The organism is Geodermatophilus sp. SYSU D00705 (genome assembly GCF_054050135.1).
In genome coordinates this window covers 66,338-80,302 of record NZ_JBJGYT010000002.1, presented here as the reverse complement: position 1 = coordinate 80,302, position 13,965 = coordinate 66,338, and the positions used below count along the sequence as shown (strand labels likewise).

The following is a 13,965-nucleotide window of genomic DNA, read 5'->3' as shown; positions in this document are numbered from 1 at the left end:
TTGCGCCCACCCGGCGGACGGGCCACCCCGGAACGCGGCCGTCAGCCGCGCTGCGTGGGGATGCTCGGCGCCGGGATGTTGACGTTGCGGTGGAAGACGTTGCGGGGGTCGTACTTCGCCTTCAGGGCGACCAGGCGCTGGTACTTCGGCCCGTAGACGACCTCGACCTCGGCGGCGTCGCGGCCCTCGACGGCGTTCACGTAGCCACCGGCGCTCATCATGTGCGGGCGCAGCGCCTGCCACAGGGACCGGACCCACTCGCGCTCCGCGGGGAGCATGTCCGCCGTGGGGGTCAGCCCGATGAAGAACCCGGTGTAGCGCGGCGTCCGCCCCCCACTGAGGGCGGTGTCGTCCTCACCGACCTCGGAGTAGGCCTGGTCGAGCCGGTAGAACAGCAGCACCGACAGCGGCGAGGTCTTGCGGGGCGCGTACTCGGTCAGCACGTCGATCACGTCGTCGGTGAGCTCGGCGAAGTAGCCGCTCTTGTCGTAGGCGTGGAAGCCCCACGCGTTCGCCTCGTCCAGCAGCTGCTGCAGCCCCGTGTACGGCATCGGCGCGACCACGTCGAACAGCGGCGGGAGGGTCTGGCGGATGCGCCGGGTCACCTGCTCGTGCTCGGCCGGGTCACCGAAGCCGACCAGGACGAGTGCGTGCCCCAGCGTGCCCTGGTGCTCGGCCGGCACGAACGGCGCCGGAGGGGCGGTCAGCGCGACCGCCGGGAGGGCGTTCATCGTGCGGGGCAGATCGGCCAGGACGTCCCGCATCAGCCGCAGCGCCTCGCCGGCCCGCGACTGGTCCCAGAAGAACAGCCCGAACTGCACCGTCGGGCCGACCTCGTGCAGCCGGAACTCGAACTCCGTGACGACACCGAAGTTGCCGCCGCCACCGCGGAGGGCCCAGAACAGGTCGGGGTTCTCGTCCTCCGCTGCCCGCAGCACCCGGCCGTCGGCGACCACGACCTCGGCCGACACCAGGTTGTCGATGCTGAGGCCGGCCATCCGGGACAGCCAGCCCATCCCGCCGCCCAGGGTCAGCCCGCCGACGCCGGTGTGGCTGACCATGCCTGCCGGGACGGCGAGCCCGTGCGCCTGCGTGGCGAGGTCGAGGTCCCGCAGCAGCGCGCCGCCCTGCACCCGAGCCCGCCGGGCGTCGGGGTCGACGGTCACCGCGTTCATCCGCCGCAGGTCGACGACCAGGCCCCCGTCGACCGAGGAGTGTCCGGGGACGCTGTGTGCGCCACCGCGGACGGCGATCTCCAGGCCCTCCGCCTCGGCGAAGCGGACGGCGGTCACGACGTCCGCCGTCGAGGCACACTCGACGATCACGGCCGGCCGCCGGTCGATGCCGGCGTTCCAGAGCGTCCTGGCCTCGTCGTAGCCCGCGTCGTCCGCTGCGAGCACCGGGCCCCTCACCTGGGAGCGCAGTGTCTCGATGCCGCCGCTCAGCGTCTCGGTCATGATCCGGCCCACCTCTCCGGTCTCCGGCCCGGCTCCCGTGAGAGCGCAGTGTGGTCCGGCCCGCGCCCGGACGACGTCCCGCGGGCGCCGTCGCCGGCGCGTCCGCCCGGGGCCCGGCGCGCGGCAGCCGTCCGGACCGGGCCGACTACCGGCGGTCGCGCGGCGCGCCCCGGCGCGGGGCGCTCACGTGGACAGCAGGCCGAGCTCCTGGGCCTTGACGACCGCCTCGAGCTGCGAGCGGACACCGAGCTTGGTGTGCAGGGACTTCACGTAGCCCCGGCAGGTCTCCACGGTGATGCCGAGGACGCGGGCGATCGACTTGACCTGCATGCCGCGGCCCAGGCAGTCGAGCACCTCCTGCTCCCTGCGGGTCAGGTGCGGGCGCGGCTCGGCCACCTGCGCGGGTGTGCTGCCGGCGGTCGGCGCGGCGGAGAACGTGGAGGGGGCGACCAGCATCTGGCCGAGCTGCACACGGGTCAGGACGTCGATCATCTCGGCCAGCGAGCCGTCCTTGGGGATGAAGGCTGACGCCCCGGCCTGGGTGGCGCGCACCACCCATCCCGGGTCCCGGTGGGCCGTGACCACCGCGACGACGGCGTCCGGGGCCACCTGACGCAGTCGGCGGGTGGCCGACAGGCCGTCCTCCCGGCCGGGCATCTGGATGTCCATGACGACCACGTCGGGCTGGGTGTCCTCCGCGATGGCGACCGCCTGGGCGGCGGAGTGCGCGGTGCCGACCACCTCCATCCCGCCGGCCTGCAGGGCGATGCAGAGCATCTCGGCGAAGGTGCGGTGGTCGTCGACCACCAGCACCCGGGGAGGCGTGAGCGTGCGCCGGTCGACGGCGACGGACTGGTGCTGCGGACTGGGCTGGTCGAGCTCGGCGAGCGGCAAGGAAGTCCCCCGTGCGGTCAGGCCCCGTTGTCGGAGCGCGCAACCATGAGAGGTGAGCGCTCACACCCTGCGAAAGAGCACGCGGGAAAGTCAGGACAAAGGTCCCTGCGCCGACGCCTCGCCGGATCGCGTGTCGGAACGATGAGTATCGGATCGACACCGTCCCGCACACGGCCCGTCAGCCGGCCGCCGGCTCCGCCACCGGCCGGTCGAGGACCGCCCGGCGCGGCAGGGCCCGCCCGAGCACCAGCGTGACGATCCCGGCGAGGACGACGGTGAGGAGGGCGGCGCGCAGGCTCACGGCGTCCGCGACGGCACCGACCAGCGGGGGCGAGACGAGGAAGCCGATCCGCAGGAGCCAGTTGATCGCGGCCAGCCCCATCCCGTGCGGCAGCCCCGGCAGCTCGTCGGCGGCGGCGTAGACGGCCGGCACCAGGGTGGCGACACCGAGGCCGGCCAGGGCGAACCCGGCCACCGTGGTCGGTACCGACGGGAACGCCAGGGCCAGCCCCATCCCCGCCGCGGTGACGGCCCCGCCGGCCCGCGCCACCCGGCGCTGGCCGAACCGGTCGACGACGCGGTCGCCGGTGAGCCGCCCGACGGTCATCGCCACCGACAGGGCGACGAAGCCCAGCCCCGCCGTGGCCGCGCCGGCCGCGAGCTCGGTGCGCAGGTACAGGGCGCTCCACGAGGCTCCGGCGTCCTCGACGAACGCGCCGCACGCGGCCAGCACACCGAGCACCGCGAGGGCCGGGAGGGCGGCTCGCCGGCGGGGGCGCTCCCGCGGGTGCTCGTCGGCGGTGGGCTCGGGCTCGTCGCGCCCGGGCAGCATCGCCCGCGAGGCGACCAGCGCGAGGGCACCGAAGACGACGGCCGAGCCGGCGAGGTGCGCGACGAGCGGCACGCCCAGCCCTGCGGCGACCGAGCCGAGCACGCCACCCGCGACCGCGCCGATGCTCCAGATGCCGTGGAAGGCGTTGAGGATCGAGCGCTGGTAGAGCCGCTGCACTCGCAGCCCGTGGGCGTTCTGGGCGACGTCGACGATCGCGTCCAGGGCGCCGATGACCAGCAGCGCCGCGGCGAGGGCGAGCCAGTTGGGCGCCACCGAGACCGTCCACACCATGACGCCGAGCAGCACCAGTCCGGACGAGGCGACCCGGCCGGAGCCGAACCGGCGGATGAACGCCGCCGAGGACAGGCCGGCCAGCAGCGCGCCCAGCGGAACGGCCGCCAGGGCCGCGCCGAGGGCCGTGCTGCTCAGCCCGAGCTGCGCCTTCACCTCCGGCAGGCGCGGCACGAGGGCCGCGTAGAAGACGGCGTTGGTGAAGAAGCAGGCGGCGACGGCGACGCGGGCACGGCGCAGGCGCGCGGCGTCGGGCGTGGTGGTCTGCACGGTGTCCTCGGGGTCGTCCCTCAGCCGGCGAGCCGGGTGAGGGCGGAACGGATCTGGGTGGCGTCCATCGGGTCGGTGGACAGCGCACTGTGCAGGACGAGCCCCTCCACCAGGGCGTCGACCTCCCGCGCGGTGACGGGGTCGAGGTGGCGCTCCAGGCTGCGGCGGCTGCGGCACATCCAGTCCTGGGTGACCGCGCGCAGCGCCGGGTCGCGCGCCGCGGCGACGTAGAGCTCGACGGCCAGCACGAGGTCGCGGCCGGAACCGAGCAGGTCGCCGGTGAGGTGCTCGGCCAGCGCCTCGAGCGCCGCGGCCCGGTCCGGTGCGGCGCGCATGCGCTCGTCGAAGCGCTCCGCGACGGTGTCGACGTGCCGGGTGAACGCCGCGGCGAGCAGTTCGGTCAGGGAGCCGAAGTGGTAGGTCAGCGATCCCAGCGGGACGTCGGCCGCGCGGGCGATGGCCCGGTGCGTGGCGGCGGCGACGCCATGAGCGGCGATGACGTCGAGGGTGGTGTCGACCAGCCGGTCGCGTCGTCCCGGATCGTGCCGGCGGGCCCGGCGGGCCCGGCGCGCCGGGGCGGGGACGGCGCTCACCGGCCGGACGCGTCCAGCGTGGCGGCCAGGTCCAGCGCGCGGCTGCCGGCCTCGGCGAGCTCCGGGTCGTCGGCGATGGAGAGGTCGCCGGCGAGCATCCGCTCGCACATGGCCCGGGAGTCGCCCGCGTCGGGCCGGGAGCTCATGAGAACAAACGTACACAACGGTGCGCCGTGCGGGCGCCGGTCGGATCACTCCCTGTCGGCCGACGACGGTTGGTGGCCCAACCATTGGGCGCCGCGAGTCCTAGGCTGGGGTGGTGACGACCCGCCAGACGCCCGCCGCCCTCCCCGGACCCGAGGACGTGCTCGCCCTGGACCGGCAGGTCTGCTTCGCCCTGTCGGTGGCCGCCCGCAACGTGGTCGCCGTCTACCGGCCGGTGCTCGAGCCGCTGGGCCTCACCCATCCGCAGTACCTGGTCATGCTCGCGCTCTGGCAGCACGGGACCCTCTCCGTCAAGGAGTTGTCCGGCCTCCTGCAACTGGACCCCGGGACGCTCTCGCCCCTGCTCAAGCGGCTGGAGGCGGCGGGGCTGCTGCGCCGGGAGCGCGACCCGAAGGACCAGCGGAACCTGGCACTGGCGCTCACCGACAAGGGCACGGCCCTGCGCGAGCAGGCCGAGCGGATCCCGGCCGGCATCGTCGAGCGCCTCGGCATGCCGGTCGAGCGGCTGATGAGCCTGCACGAGGCGCTCACCCAGGTCATCGCGGCCTCCCAGCAGGCACTGGCGCACCCCGACGCCGGCCGGCAGGCCGGACCGGAGGCCGGGGTCGCCTGACGCCGGCCCGCTGCGTGACGAGGAGCACGGCCGGGGCGCCGATGATTGGTGCCCCAACCCTTTGCACACCCATCGTTTCGCGGGACCATGATGGGGTGACCGTCGTCGAGCAGGAGCACACAGGCCTCATGACAGCGCCCGAGCAGGACACGACCGAGCCGGTCGTCCGGCCCGCTCCCCACCGCTGGCTCTGGTACGCCTTCGGTGGCGGACTTCCCGCCCGCCACCGCGGCTGGGTGCTGTTCGACACCACCACCGGCACGTGGTGGGCGCGGCACATCGCCCGGACGTTCGTCCAGATGTCGATCCCGATCGCGCTGATCGTGGTCTTCCTGCCGGCCCCGCTGGGTCTGCGCGCCGCGGTCGCCGGCGGTGGCATCGCGCTCGGGTTGCTCTACTCGCTGGCCTACATGCCGGAGACCACGGAGAACCGGGTCGTGAAGGCCGGCTACCCGGTCGGCACCGCCACCGCCCACCGCGAGCGCTCCGCCCACCAGCGCGACCTGCGCGACAGCGAGCGCCGCCGCGCGGCCGCCGCCAAGCGGGCTGCGCGCTACCGCGAGCGCACGGGCCGCTGACCGCCCGCCCAGGCGTCAGAGGCGTCCGGCGGGCGGGGCGGGACGTCGGCCGGCCCTGAGCCGGCGGGCCGGGGCCGGAGCTGGACGACGGCGACCGAGGCCAGCACCAGCAGGCCGCCGAGGAGCTGCACCGGGGTGAGGAACTCCCCGAGGGTGAGCGCGGCCAGCACGGTGGTGACGACGGGTTCGAGCGTCGACAGGATCGCCGCGGTCGACGCGCCGGTCAGGCGCAGGCCGGCGAAGAAGGCGAGCATCGCCACGACGGTGGACACCACGGCGATGCAGCAGACCCACAGCCACCCGCCCGGGCCGAAGCCGAGGTCCACGCCACCGGTCGCCGCGGCCCGTCCGGCGAGTGCCGCCGCGGCCCCGGTCATCACCAGCGCCGACAGGACCACCGGCGGAACGCGGTGCACCGCCGTGTCGGAGACGAGGATGTAGATGGTGTAGGTGACCGCGGCGCCGAGGGCCAGCCCGACACCGAGCGCGTCGAACCGCAGCGCGCCGGCACCGAGCAGGACGAGCAGCGCGCCGCCCGACGCGACGACCAGCGCGAGGGCGCGCGCCGGGGTCAGCCGCTCCCGCCCCAGCAGGACGGCGGCCACGGTGACCAGCGCCGGGTAGGTGTAGAGGACCAACGCCACCAGTGACGCGTCGATCCGCTCCAGCGCGGCGAAGAACAGCGTCGCCTGCGTGGCGTAGCCGAACACCCCGAGCCCCAGACCGGTCAGCACGAACCGCCGGGTCAGCGCCCCGGACGCCGGCGCCTCGCGGTCCGACCGCAGCTCCGGTCGCGCCAGCAGGACGCCGCCGAGCAGCACCGCCGCGGAGGTGAAGCGGAGCAGCAGCAACGCGTCGGGCGAGACGCCGGCGGCGTAGGCGAACTTGCCGAAGACCGCCATGGCGCCGAAGCACGCCGCCGAGAGCAGGCACAGTGCGGGACCCACGACGTGAGACTCGACGTCCTCATCGTTCACGTCCAGTGACGGTTTCTGGACCTGACACGTTAGCGTTGCTGCATGGTCAGCCTCGACCTCCGCCGCCTGCGGATGCTGCGCGAGCTGGCCGAACGCGGCACCCTCGCCGCGGTCGCCACGGCCCTCGGCTACACCCCCTCCGCGGTGTCGCAACAGCTCGCCGTCCTGGAGCGGGAGACAGGGGCGCGACTGCTGGAGAAGGCCGGCCGCGGGGTGCGGCTGACCGACGCCGGCCGCCTGCTCGCCCGGCACGCCGACGTCCTCCTGTCGGCCGCCGAGGCGGCACAGACGGACCTGGCGTCCCTGACCGGGGAGGTCCGCGGCACGGTGCGTGCCGGCGGCCTGCAGTCGGCGACCCGCCGCATGCTGATCCCCGCCGTGGTCCGCCTGCTGGCCGACCACCCCCGGGTACGGGTGGAGATCTCCGAGCTGGAACTCGAGCAGGCGCTGCCCGAGCTGCGACTGGGCACGCTCGACGTCGTCATCAGCGACGAGTACGACGGCCACCCGCGACCGCGGCCGGCCGGGATCAGGTCCGAGCTGCTGCACGAGGAGCCGCTGAAGCTGGTGCTCCCCGCCGCGCATCCCTGCGCCCGGCACGGCGGACCCGTCGCGGTGGCCGAGTTGCGCGACGACGTCTGGGTCTCCGCGGCCGCGGGCACCGGCCACCACGCCCTCGTCGTCGGCGCCTGCCGCTCCCTCGGCGGCTACGAGCCCGACCTGCGGCACCGCTCCAACGACGCCGACGTCCAGTTCGAGCTCGTGCGCACGGCGGGGGCCGTCGCGCTGATGCCCGCCCTCACGCTCCCGGCCGCAGATCCCGCCCTGGCCGTCCGCGACGTCGCCGGCGCCGTCGTCGGCCGCCGGCTGGTGGTCCTCACCCGCGACCAGCCCACCGCCCCCGCGCTCGACACCTTCCTGGCCGCGGTCAGGGAGCAGACGAGGCGACTCGCTCAGCGATGACCCGGGGTCGTCGCCGCGCGGAGGGGCGCGGTGAGCACGCGCGGGCCGTCCTCGGTGACGGCGACCGTGTGCTCGACGTGCGCGGCGCGGCTGCCGTCGGCGGTGCGGATGCTCCAGCCGTCGTCGTCGGTCCACGAGGTGTCGTCGCCGCCGGCCATGAACCACGGCTCGATGGCGATGACCAACCCCGGGCGCAGCCGGAGCCCCCGCCCCGCCCGGCCCTCGTTGGGCACGTGCGGCTCCTCGTGCATGCGGCGGCCGACGCCGTGCCCGCCGTGCGTGGTGTCGATGCCGACCCCCGCGGCGCGGCCGACGGCGGCGGTCGCGGCGGAGACGTCGCCCAGCCGGCCGCCGGGCACGGCCGCGGCGATGCCCGCCGCCAGCGCGCGCTCGGTGGTGTCGATCAGCGCCTCGTCCTCCGCGCGGCCGGCGCCCACGGTCAGGGAGACCGCCGAGTCCCCGACCCAGCCGTCCAGGGTGGCGCCGGCGTCGACGCTCAGCAGGTCGCCGTCGGCCAGCCGCCGCGCGGTCGGGATGCCGTGCAGCGCGACGTCGTTCACCGACGTGCAGACGACCCCCGGGTACGGCGGCATCGAGCGGTGCGGCCGGTAGTGCAGGAACGGCGACCCCGCGCCCGCCTCGGCGAGCACCTGCCGGGCCACCTCGTCGAGCTCGCGCAGCCGCACCCCCGGCGCCGCGGCTGCGCACACGGCGGCGAGCACGCGCGCCACGACCGCGCCCGCCGCCCGCATCGCCTCGATCTCGCCCGGCGTGCGCAGCTCGACCATGACCGACTCCTCGGGTTGGTATTCCTATCCCGGTATTACTATCACGGCCATGGTGCGACCGCCGCTGACGGCAGCCGAACGCGAGCGCGGACGCCGGCTGGGTGCACTGCTCCGGACGGCGCGGGGCGACCGCAGCCCCGCGGAGATCGCCGCCGTCTCCGGAGTCAGCCTCGAGGCGTTGCGCAAGATCGAGACCGGCCGGGTCCCGACGCCGGCGTTCTTCACCGTCGCGGCCCTGGCCCGGGCACTGGACCTGCCCCTGGAGCGGCTCGCCGCGATCGACGAGCCGGCCGAGGGGTCCCTGGCCTCGTAGCCGAGCACAGGGGCGGAGCACAGGGGCCGAGCCCCGGGCGGCACCCACACCCTCGGGTGGCGCGATCGTGACGCTCGCCGGCAGACGTGGACGGACGGCGGATCGGCGCGCATCATTGGCAGTCGCCGGGCACGAGTGCCAGCCCGGCCCGTCCCACGAGGAGCGCTCCGCCGTGCCCACCTACCAGTACGCCTGCACCAACGCCGAGACCCGGCACGAGTTCGAGGTCGTGCAGTCCTTCACCGACCCCGCGCTGAGCGAGTGCCCGCAGTGCGGCAGCCCGGTGCGGAAGGTCTACGGCTCGGTCGGCGTGGTCTTCAAGGGCTCGGGCTTCTACCGCACCGACAGCCGGTCCGGCTCCTCGGCCGGCGAGTCGGCCGGCAGCTCGTCGAAGAAGGAGCCTGCCGCGGCAGCCTCGTCGTCCGGCAGCTCCTCGAGCAGCTCGACGTCGGGCAGCTCGTCGTCCTCCGGCGCCTCCACCAGCAAGGCCGCCGCCGGCTGATCCCGCGAGGGCGCCGTCCACAGGCCGACCGCTCCTCCACAACCGCCCGGTAGCCGGTCCTCCGCGGCCCGGCCGCCGTCAGCGTGTGTGCATGGTCCGCCTCCGCCGTCCCCGCTCCCTCCTGCACGCCGCCCGGCAGCTGCTCGCCGCTCTGCTCGCGGGCACCGCCCTGGTCCTGGCGCTGCGGCCGGCCCCCGAGCCTGCGGCAGCCGGCCCGCCGGCCACCGTCCCGGTGGTCGTGGCGGCCGACGACCTGCCGCCGGGGGCCGTGCTCACCGCCGGCGACCTGACGCTGGCGCGCTATCCACCCGCGCTGCGACCGGGCGGGGCCGCGGCCGGCCCGGAGGGCCTCGTCGGCGCGACCCTCGCGGCGGGGCTGCGGGCCGGCGAGCCGGTCACCGACGCCCGCCTGGTCGGCGCGGGCCTCACCGCACTGCTCTCCGGCGGTCAGGTGGCCGCGCCGGTGCGGCCGGCCGACCTCGCGGTCAGCGCCCTCGTCCGCCCCGGTGACCGGGTCGACGTCCTGGCCACCACCCCGGGGGCCGAGCGCGCCGCCGTCGTGGCCGCCGGCGCGCTGGTCCTGGCGGCCCCGGGGCCCGACGGCACCGGCGAGGGTCTGCTCCTGCTCGCCGTGGACGACGCCACCGCCGCCCTCCTGGCCGCCGCGGCGAGCAGCGCGACGCTCACCCTCAGCCTCCCGCCGGCGTGAGCCCACCCACCGGCCGCCACCGCGGCCCGCGCCCCGGACGCGCCGACGCGGCCTGACGCCCGCCACCGCGTCCCTGTGGCTGGATGGGAGCCATGCTGAAGGGCTTCAAGGACTTCCTGCTGCGCGGCAACGTGGTCGACCTCGCGGTCGCGGTGGTGATCGGCGCCGCCTTCACCGCGGTGGTGGCCTCGTTCGCCGACTCGTTCCTGACCCCGCTGATCGGCCTGGTCGGTGGCGGCGGGGAACTCGGCGGCTCCCTGGAGGTCAACGGTCAGACGTTCACCTGGGGCGCGTTCCTCAGCCAGGTCATCACGTTCGCGATCACCGCGGCCGTCGTCTACTTCGCCGTGGTGCTGCCCATGAAGACGATCATCGAGCGGCGCAAGAGGGGCGAGGAGGCCGGGCCGGCCGAGCCGACCCAGGTGGAGCTGCTGATCGAGATCCGCGACCTGCTGCGCGCCCAGCAGGGCGCCGGCCCCGGCTCCGATCCCTCCGGCCCCGGCACCACCACGCTGCCCGGGCAGCTGTGACCGGTCAGACGCTGCCCCAGTGCGGAGGGCGGTCCTCCAGGTAGCGCCGGTCGTCCGCGGAGCGGTCGTCGGGCCGCTCGCCCCAGCCGACGTCCCGGTCGTCCGGCGCCCGCTCGGTGCGGGCCGCGGCGGCCGGCGGGGGCGGCTCGACCGGCGGACGGCCCAGCCCGTCGAGCACCACGGCGGCCGGCAGCGCGGCCAGCGCCGCTCCCGGCAGCGCCAGCTTGCTGCCGCGCGTACCGGACCCCACCACGACCACGTCCGCGGCGACGACCAGCGGGTCGACCAGCACCGGCCAGGACGGCGGGAGGCCGATCGGCGTGATCCCGCCGTAGGCCATGCCGCTCTCGGCGACCGCGACGTCCTGGGGTGCGAACGAGGCCTTCCGCGCCCCGAGGTGGCGGCGCACGAGGCCGTTGACGTCGGCCCGCGTGCTGGCCGGCACCAGGCAGGCGGCCAGCATCGTCTGACCGGCCCGGCGGGCCGCGACCACCACGCAGTTGGCCGAGGCCTCCAGTGGCACCCCGTAGGCCTCGGTGAACGCGGCGGTGTCGGCGAGCGCGTCGTCGATCTCCGCCACCCAGGACGGCGCGGCCAGGTCTCCCAGCGCCGCGGCGACCGGGGCGGCGAGCAGATCGGGGCGGTCGGCGGCGGGGAGCCAGGTCAGGGAGCCCAGCTGCGGGGCGGGGGAGGGAGACGGGGCCACGCCCCCGATCCTGCCCCGCTGGCCGGATCACGGCGGCAACGGGCCGGAACCGCGCTGGTCGGAGCCGGGACAGCCGGTCAGGATGGGGTCATGATCGGCCAGTTGCACTCCGTCGTCATCGACGCACCCGACGCCCACGCGCTCGCCACCTTCTACGCGCAGCTGCTCGGCATGGAGGTCAGCAAGGGCCGGCCGGGCGACGACTGGGTGGTCGTCACCGGGCAGGGCCACCGCCTGGCGTTCCAGCAGGCGCCCGACCTGCAGCCGCCGGACTGGCCCGACCCCGACCGGCCCCAGCAGTTCCACCTCGACGTCCGCGTGGCCGACATCGAGGAGGCCGAGCCGAAGGCGCTGGCGCTCGGCGCGCGGAGGCTGCCCGGCAGCGGCGGCGACTTCCGCGTCTACGCCGACCCGGTGGGCCACCCCTTCTGCCTGGTGTGGGACGCGTGAGCGCCGAGCTGCCCGCCGTCGACCTGACCTCCGCCAGCCGGTTCGTCGCCGCGACCGGCTTCACCGTGGACGAGGTCAGCGGCACCCGGGTGACCGGCACGGTGGAGGTGGGGCCGGACCAGCACACCCCGTGGGGCGTGGTCCACGGCGGGCTGTACTGCACCGTCGTCGAGTCCGCCGCCAGCATCGGCGCGAGCGCGGCGGTGGTCGACCGCGGCCAGTTCGCCGTCGGGGTCAACAACAACACCGACTTCCTGCGCGCCTGCACCGAGGAGCGGCTCGACGTCGTCGCGGAACCGGTCCAGCAGGGCCGCACGCAGCAGCTGTGGCAGGTGCTGCTCACCCGCGCCGACGGCAAGCTGGTCGCCCGTGGTCAGGTGCGGCTGCAGAACGTGCCGTTGCCGGACGCGTGAGCACCGGCCCGTCCCCCGCCGTTCCACCCGTTCGGAGGGCGCCACCCCCGCGTCGTCTTCCGCGATCCCGCTCGGCCACGGATGCTCGGTGAGCACGTACCGGACCGGGAGGGAGCTCCACGTGATGATCACCGTGCGGGCGCGCCCCGCCCCGGACCTGCAGGTCGCCGCCGAGGTGACCCGGCTGCTGGAGCGGCGAGCGGCGCTGCCGCACCCCCCGGTGAGCATGACCGTCTCGGACTCCGTGGCGCTCGGCATCGCGGGGCTCTTCCGCAGTCCCTCGCTGACCGGCCAGGTCCTCGACCGGTTCCACAGCGGGGGCACGGTCCGGAGCGGCGAGCTGGTCGAGGCCGCCAGGTTCGAGCAGGGTTTCGCCTCCCCCGAGGGACACGCCGCCCTGCGCTGCCTGATCCTGTGGGTGCAGGGCCGGCTGGACCAGGAGGAGCGGCGGCGGGCGCCGTCCCAGCGGTGAGCCACCCGGCCCCTGCCCGCCGGCCGGCTCAGTAGGCGCGGCCGACGACGGCCAGGGAGCCCGGCTCGTCGTCGCCCGGCAGCCCGCCGTCCGGCCGGACCAGGCAGCGGACGGTGACACCCTGCTCGGCCAGCCGTGCCTCGCCCTCCGGGCCGAGCCGGTCCCAGCCGATGCGGGCCCACCCGTCGCGGGCGGCGGCGAGGGCCTCCTCGGCCGTCGCCACGTCCGCCGTCCGCTCGGCGAGCCGGGCGCGGGCCTCGTCCAGCAGCCGCGCCTGGTCCTCCCCGAGCGCGCGGAGGGCGACCTCGGGCACGTCGGCCAGCGGGGCCGGCGTGGACGTGCCGGGGATCCGGCGGACGACGACGGCCCGCCTCTCGGCGAGGTCCCGCGGGCCGAGGTCGATGCGCACCGGGACGCCCTTGAGCTCCCAGTCGACGGCCCGGCGCCCGTAGGGGACGTCGACCCGGTCGTCCACCTCCACCCGCACGCCGCGCGCCCGGAGGTCGCCGGCGAGTGCCCCGGCGGCCTCGGTCACGCCCTCCCCGGGGCGGGCCACCACCACGGCTGCCTGCACCGGTGCCAGCCGGGGCGGCAGCCGCAGGCCCGCGTCGTCCCCGTGGCTCATGATCAGCCCGCCGACCATGCGGGTGGAGGAACCCCACGACGTCGTCCAGGCCAGCCGCCGCTCGCCGTCGGCACCCAGGAAGTCGATGCCGAACGCCCGGGCGAAGTTCTGCTCCAGCTCGTGGCTGGTGCCCATCTGCAGGGCCTTGCCGTCGCGCATCATCGCCTCGACGGTCAGCGTGTTGACCGCGCCGGCGAACCGTTCCCGACGGGTCTTGCGCCCCGGCACGACCGGGATGGCGAGCACCCCGGTCATGACGTCGGCGTAGACCTCGCGCAGGACCCGCCGGGCGTAGGCGGCGGCGTCGGCCTCGGTGGCGTGCGCGGTGTGGCCCTCCTGCCACAGGAACTCGGTCGTGCGGAGGAACAACCGGGGCCGCAGCTCCCACCGGACGACGTTGGCCCACTGGTTGAGCAGCAGCGGCAGGTCGCGGTGGCTCTGCACCCACCTGGCCATGTACTCGCCGATGACCGTCTCGCTGGTCGGCCGCACGACGGCGGGGACCTCCAGCTCCGTGCCGCCGGCGTGCGTGACCACCGCGAGCTCGGGGCTGAACCCCTCCACGTGCTCGGCCTCGCGGCGCAGGTACGGCTCCGGGATCAGCAGCGGGAAGTAGGCGTTGCGGGCGCCGGCGTCCTTGATGCGGTCGTCGACCTCGCGTTGCAGCCGCTCCCAGATGGCGTACCCGTGGGGCCGGATCACCATCGTCCCGCGGACGGGGCCGTTCTCCGCCAGCTCCGCCTTCGCGACGACGTCCTGGTACCACCGCGGGAAGTCGGCGGACTGGCTGGTGAGCACGGAGGGGCTGGCCACGCGCGCACCCT

Annotated in this window: 19 protein-coding genes; 10 read left to right on the top strand and 9 right to left on the bottom strand. The window is 75.6% G+C overall.

The window, feature by feature from the left end; genetic code table 11:
- Nucleotides 1-41 precede the first annotated feature (41 nt).
- The 5 genes from ACI78Q_RS01840 to ACI78Q_RS01820 form a co-directional block, all read right to left on the bottom strand.
- Nucleotides 42-1,457 carry an FAD-binding oxidoreductase gene (locus ACI78Q_RS01840; protein ID WP_456921608.1) on the bottom strand — a complete coding sequence of 472 codons (1,416 nt, stop codon included), beginning with the start codon at nucleotides 1,455-1,457 and terminating at the stop codon, nucleotides 42-44.
- Nucleotides 1,458-1,640: 183 nt separating this feature from the next.
- Nucleotides 1,641-2,351, bottom strand: coding sequence for a response regulator transcription factor (locus ACI78Q_RS01835; RefSeq protein WP_456921607.1), 711 nt, complete (start codon nucleotides 2,349-2,351; stop codon nucleotides 1,641-1,643).
- Nucleotides 2,352-2,529: 178 nt separating this feature from the next.
- Nucleotides 2,530-3,744 (bottom strand): MFS transporter, encoded by a 1,215-nt coding sequence (locus tag ACI78Q_RS01830; RefSeq protein ID WP_456921606.1) that lies wholly within the window; start codon nucleotides 3,742-3,744, stop codon nucleotides 2,530-2,532.
- Nucleotides 3,745-3,764: 20 nt separating this feature from the next.
- Nucleotides 3,765-4,337, bottom strand: a complete 573-nt coding sequence (locus tag ACI78Q_RS01825) for a TetR/AcrR family transcriptional regulator (protein ID WP_456921605.1) — start codon at nucleotides 4,335-4,337, stop codon at nucleotides 3,765-3,767.
- On the bottom strand, nucleotides 4,334-4,483 hold the full coding sequence (locus ACI78Q_RS01820) for a hypothetical protein (RefSeq protein WP_456921604.1): 150 nt from the start codon (nucleotides 4,481-4,483) through the stop codon (nucleotides 4,334-4,336). Before ACI78Q_RS01820 ends, ACI78Q_RS01825 begins: the two co-directional genes overlap by 4 nt.
- A gap of 113 nt (nucleotides 4,484-4,596) precedes the next feature.
- On the opposite strand from ACI78Q_RS01820, the gene ACI78Q_RS01815 reads away from it, so the two are divergent.
- Nucleotides 4,597-5,115, top strand: coding sequence for a MarR family winged helix-turn-helix transcriptional regulator (locus tag ACI78Q_RS01815; protein WP_456921603.1), 519 nt, complete (start codon nucleotides 4,597-4,599; stop codon nucleotides 5,113-5,115).
- Nucleotides 5,116-5,243: 128 nt separating this feature from the next.
- A complete protein-coding gene (locus ACI78Q_RS01810; RefSeq protein ID WP_456921602.1) occupies nucleotides 5,244-5,693 on the top strand; it encodes a DUF5313 family protein in 450 nt (149 codons plus the stop codon).
- Here ACI78Q_RS01810 and ACI78Q_RS01805 read toward each other — a convergent pair.
- Nucleotides 5,669-6,640 (bottom strand): DMT family transporter, encoded by a 972-nt coding sequence (locus ACI78Q_RS01805; protein WP_456921601.1) that lies wholly within the window; start codon nucleotides 6,638-6,640, stop codon nucleotides 5,669-5,671. The genes ACI78Q_RS01810 and ACI78Q_RS01805 overlap by 25 nt on opposite strands.
- 72 nt (nucleotides 6,641-6,712) lie before the next feature.
- Here ACI78Q_RS01805 and ACI78Q_RS01800 point away from each other — a divergent pair, with 72 nt between their 5' ends.
- A complete protein-coding gene (locus ACI78Q_RS01800) occupies nucleotides 6,713-7,633 on the top strand; it encodes a LysR family transcriptional regulator (RefSeq protein ID WP_456921600.1) in 921 nt (306 codons plus the stop codon).
- On the opposite strand, the gene map is transcribed toward ACI78Q_RS01800, so the two are convergent.
- Nucleotides 7,624-8,421: a type I methionyl aminopeptidase gene (map, locus tag ACI78Q_RS01795; RefSeq protein ID WP_456921599.1), complete on the bottom strand. Its 798-nt coding sequence runs from the start codon at nucleotides 8,419-8,421 to the stop codon at nucleotides 7,624-7,626. The two genes, ACI78Q_RS01800 and map, sit on opposite strands and share 10 nt — an antisense overlap.
- A gap of 49 nt (nucleotides 8,422-8,470) precedes the next feature.
- Here map and ACI78Q_RS01790 point away from each other — a divergent pair, with 49 nt between their 5' ends.
- From ACI78Q_RS01790 to mscL, 4 genes are all read left to right on the top strand, one after another.
- Nucleotides 8,471-8,734 carry a helix-turn-helix domain-containing protein gene (locus ACI78Q_RS01790; protein ID WP_456921598.1) on the top strand — a complete coding sequence of 88 codons (264 nt, stop codon included), beginning with the start codon at nucleotides 8,471-8,473 and terminating at the stop codon, nucleotides 8,732-8,734.
- A 172-nt stretch (nucleotides 8,735-8,906) separates the two neighbouring features.
- On the top strand, nucleotides 8,907-9,236 hold the full coding sequence (locus ACI78Q_RS01785; protein ID WP_456921597.1) for an FmdB family zinc ribbon protein: 330 nt from the start codon (nucleotides 8,907-8,909) through the stop codon (nucleotides 9,234-9,236).
- Between the two features lie 91 nt (nucleotides 9,237-9,327).
- Nucleotides 9,328-9,945, top strand: a complete 618-nt coding sequence (gene cpaB, locus ACI78Q_RS01780) for a Flp pilus assembly protein CpaB (protein ID WP_456921596.1) — start codon at nucleotides 9,328-9,330, stop codon at nucleotides 9,943-9,945.
- Nucleotides 9,946-10,028: 83 nt separating this feature from the next.
- Entirely contained in the window at nucleotides 10,029-10,475 is a 447-nt protein-coding gene (gene mscL, locus ACI78Q_RS01775; protein WP_456921595.1) for a large conductance mechanosensitive channel protein MscL, read from the top strand.
- Between the two features lie 4 nt (nucleotides 10,476-10,479).
- On the opposite strand, the gene ACI78Q_RS01770 is transcribed toward mscL, so the two are convergent.
- Complete coding sequence (locus ACI78Q_RS01770; RefSeq protein WP_456921594.1) at nucleotides 10,480-11,181, bottom strand: YbaK/EbsC family protein; 702 nt, start codon at nucleotides 11,179-11,181, stop codon at nucleotides 10,480-10,482.
- A 90-nt stretch (nucleotides 11,182-11,271) separates the two neighbouring features.
- Here ACI78Q_RS01770 and ACI78Q_RS01765 point away from each other — a divergent pair, with 90 nt between their 5' ends.
- The 3 genes from ACI78Q_RS01765 (at nucleotide 11,272) to ACI78Q_RS01755 (ending at nucleotide 12,516) form a co-directional block, all read left to right on the top strand.
- Nucleotides 11,272-11,631 (top strand): VOC family protein, encoded by a 360-nt coding sequence (locus ACI78Q_RS01765; protein ID WP_456921593.1) that lies wholly within the window; start codon nucleotides 11,272-11,274, stop codon nucleotides 11,629-11,631.
- The gene (locus tag ACI78Q_RS01760; protein WP_456921592.1) at nucleotides 11,628-12,044 is read left to right on the top strand and encodes a PaaI family thioesterase; all 417 of its coding nucleotides are present in this window, start codon (nucleotides 11,628-11,630) and stop codon (nucleotides 12,042-12,044) included. The genes ACI78Q_RS01765 and ACI78Q_RS01760 overlap by 4 nt, the downstream gene beginning before the upstream one ends.
- 88 nt (nucleotides 12,045-12,132) lie before the next feature.
- Entirely contained in the window at nucleotides 12,133-12,516 is a 384-nt protein-coding gene (locus tag ACI78Q_RS01755) for a hypothetical protein (RefSeq protein WP_456921591.1), read from the top strand.
- Between the two features lie 28 nt (nucleotides 12,517-12,544).
- Here the strand turns inward: ACI78Q_RS01755 and proS are convergent, their stop codons facing one another.
- Nucleotides 12,545-13,954, bottom strand: coding sequence for a proline--tRNA ligase (gene proS / locus ACI78Q_RS01750; protein ID WP_456921590.1), 1,410 nt, complete (start codon nucleotides 13,952-13,954; stop codon nucleotides 12,545-12,547).
- Between the last annotated feature and the right edge of the window lie 11 nt (nucleotides 13,955-13,965).

Bases quoted from the DNA above. Each gene is read 5' to 3' on its own strand.
- cpaB (WP_456921596.1), top strand. From the start codon at position 9,328: ATGGTCCGCCTCCGCCGTCCCCGCTCCCTCCTGCACGCCGCCCGGCAG.
- ACI78Q_RS01790 (WP_456921598.1), top strand. From the start codon at position 8,471: ATGGTGCGACCGCCGCTGACGGCAGCCGAACGCGAGCGCGGACGCCGG.
- ACI78Q_RS01765 (WP_456921593.1), top strand. From the start codon at position 11,272: ATGATCGGCCAGTTGCACTCCGTCGTCATCGACGCACCCGACGCCCAC.
- map (WP_456921599.1), bottom strand. From the start codon at position 8,421: ATGGTCGAGCTGCGCACGCCGGGCGAGATCGAGGCGATGCGGGCGGCG.
- ACI78Q_RS01820 (WP_456921604.1), bottom strand. From the start codon at position 4,483: ATGAGCTCCCGGCCCGACGCGGGCGACTCCCGGGCCATGTGCGAGCGG.
- ACI78Q_RS01840 (WP_456921608.1), bottom strand. From the start codon at position 1,457: ATGACCGAGACGCTGAGCGGCGGCATCGAGACACTGCGCTCCCAGGTG.
- mscL (WP_456921595.1), top strand. From the start codon at position 10,029: ATGGGAGCCATGCTGAAGGGCTTCAAGGACTTCCTGCTGCGCGGCAAC.
- ACI78Q_RS01800 (WP_456921600.1), top strand. From the start codon at position 6,713: ATGGTCAGCCTCGACCTCCGCCGCCTGCGGATGCTGCGCGAGCTGGCC.
- ACI78Q_RS01810 (WP_456921602.1), top strand. From the start codon at position 5,244: ATGACAGCGCCCGAGCAGGACACGACCGAGCCGGTCGTCCGGCCCGCT.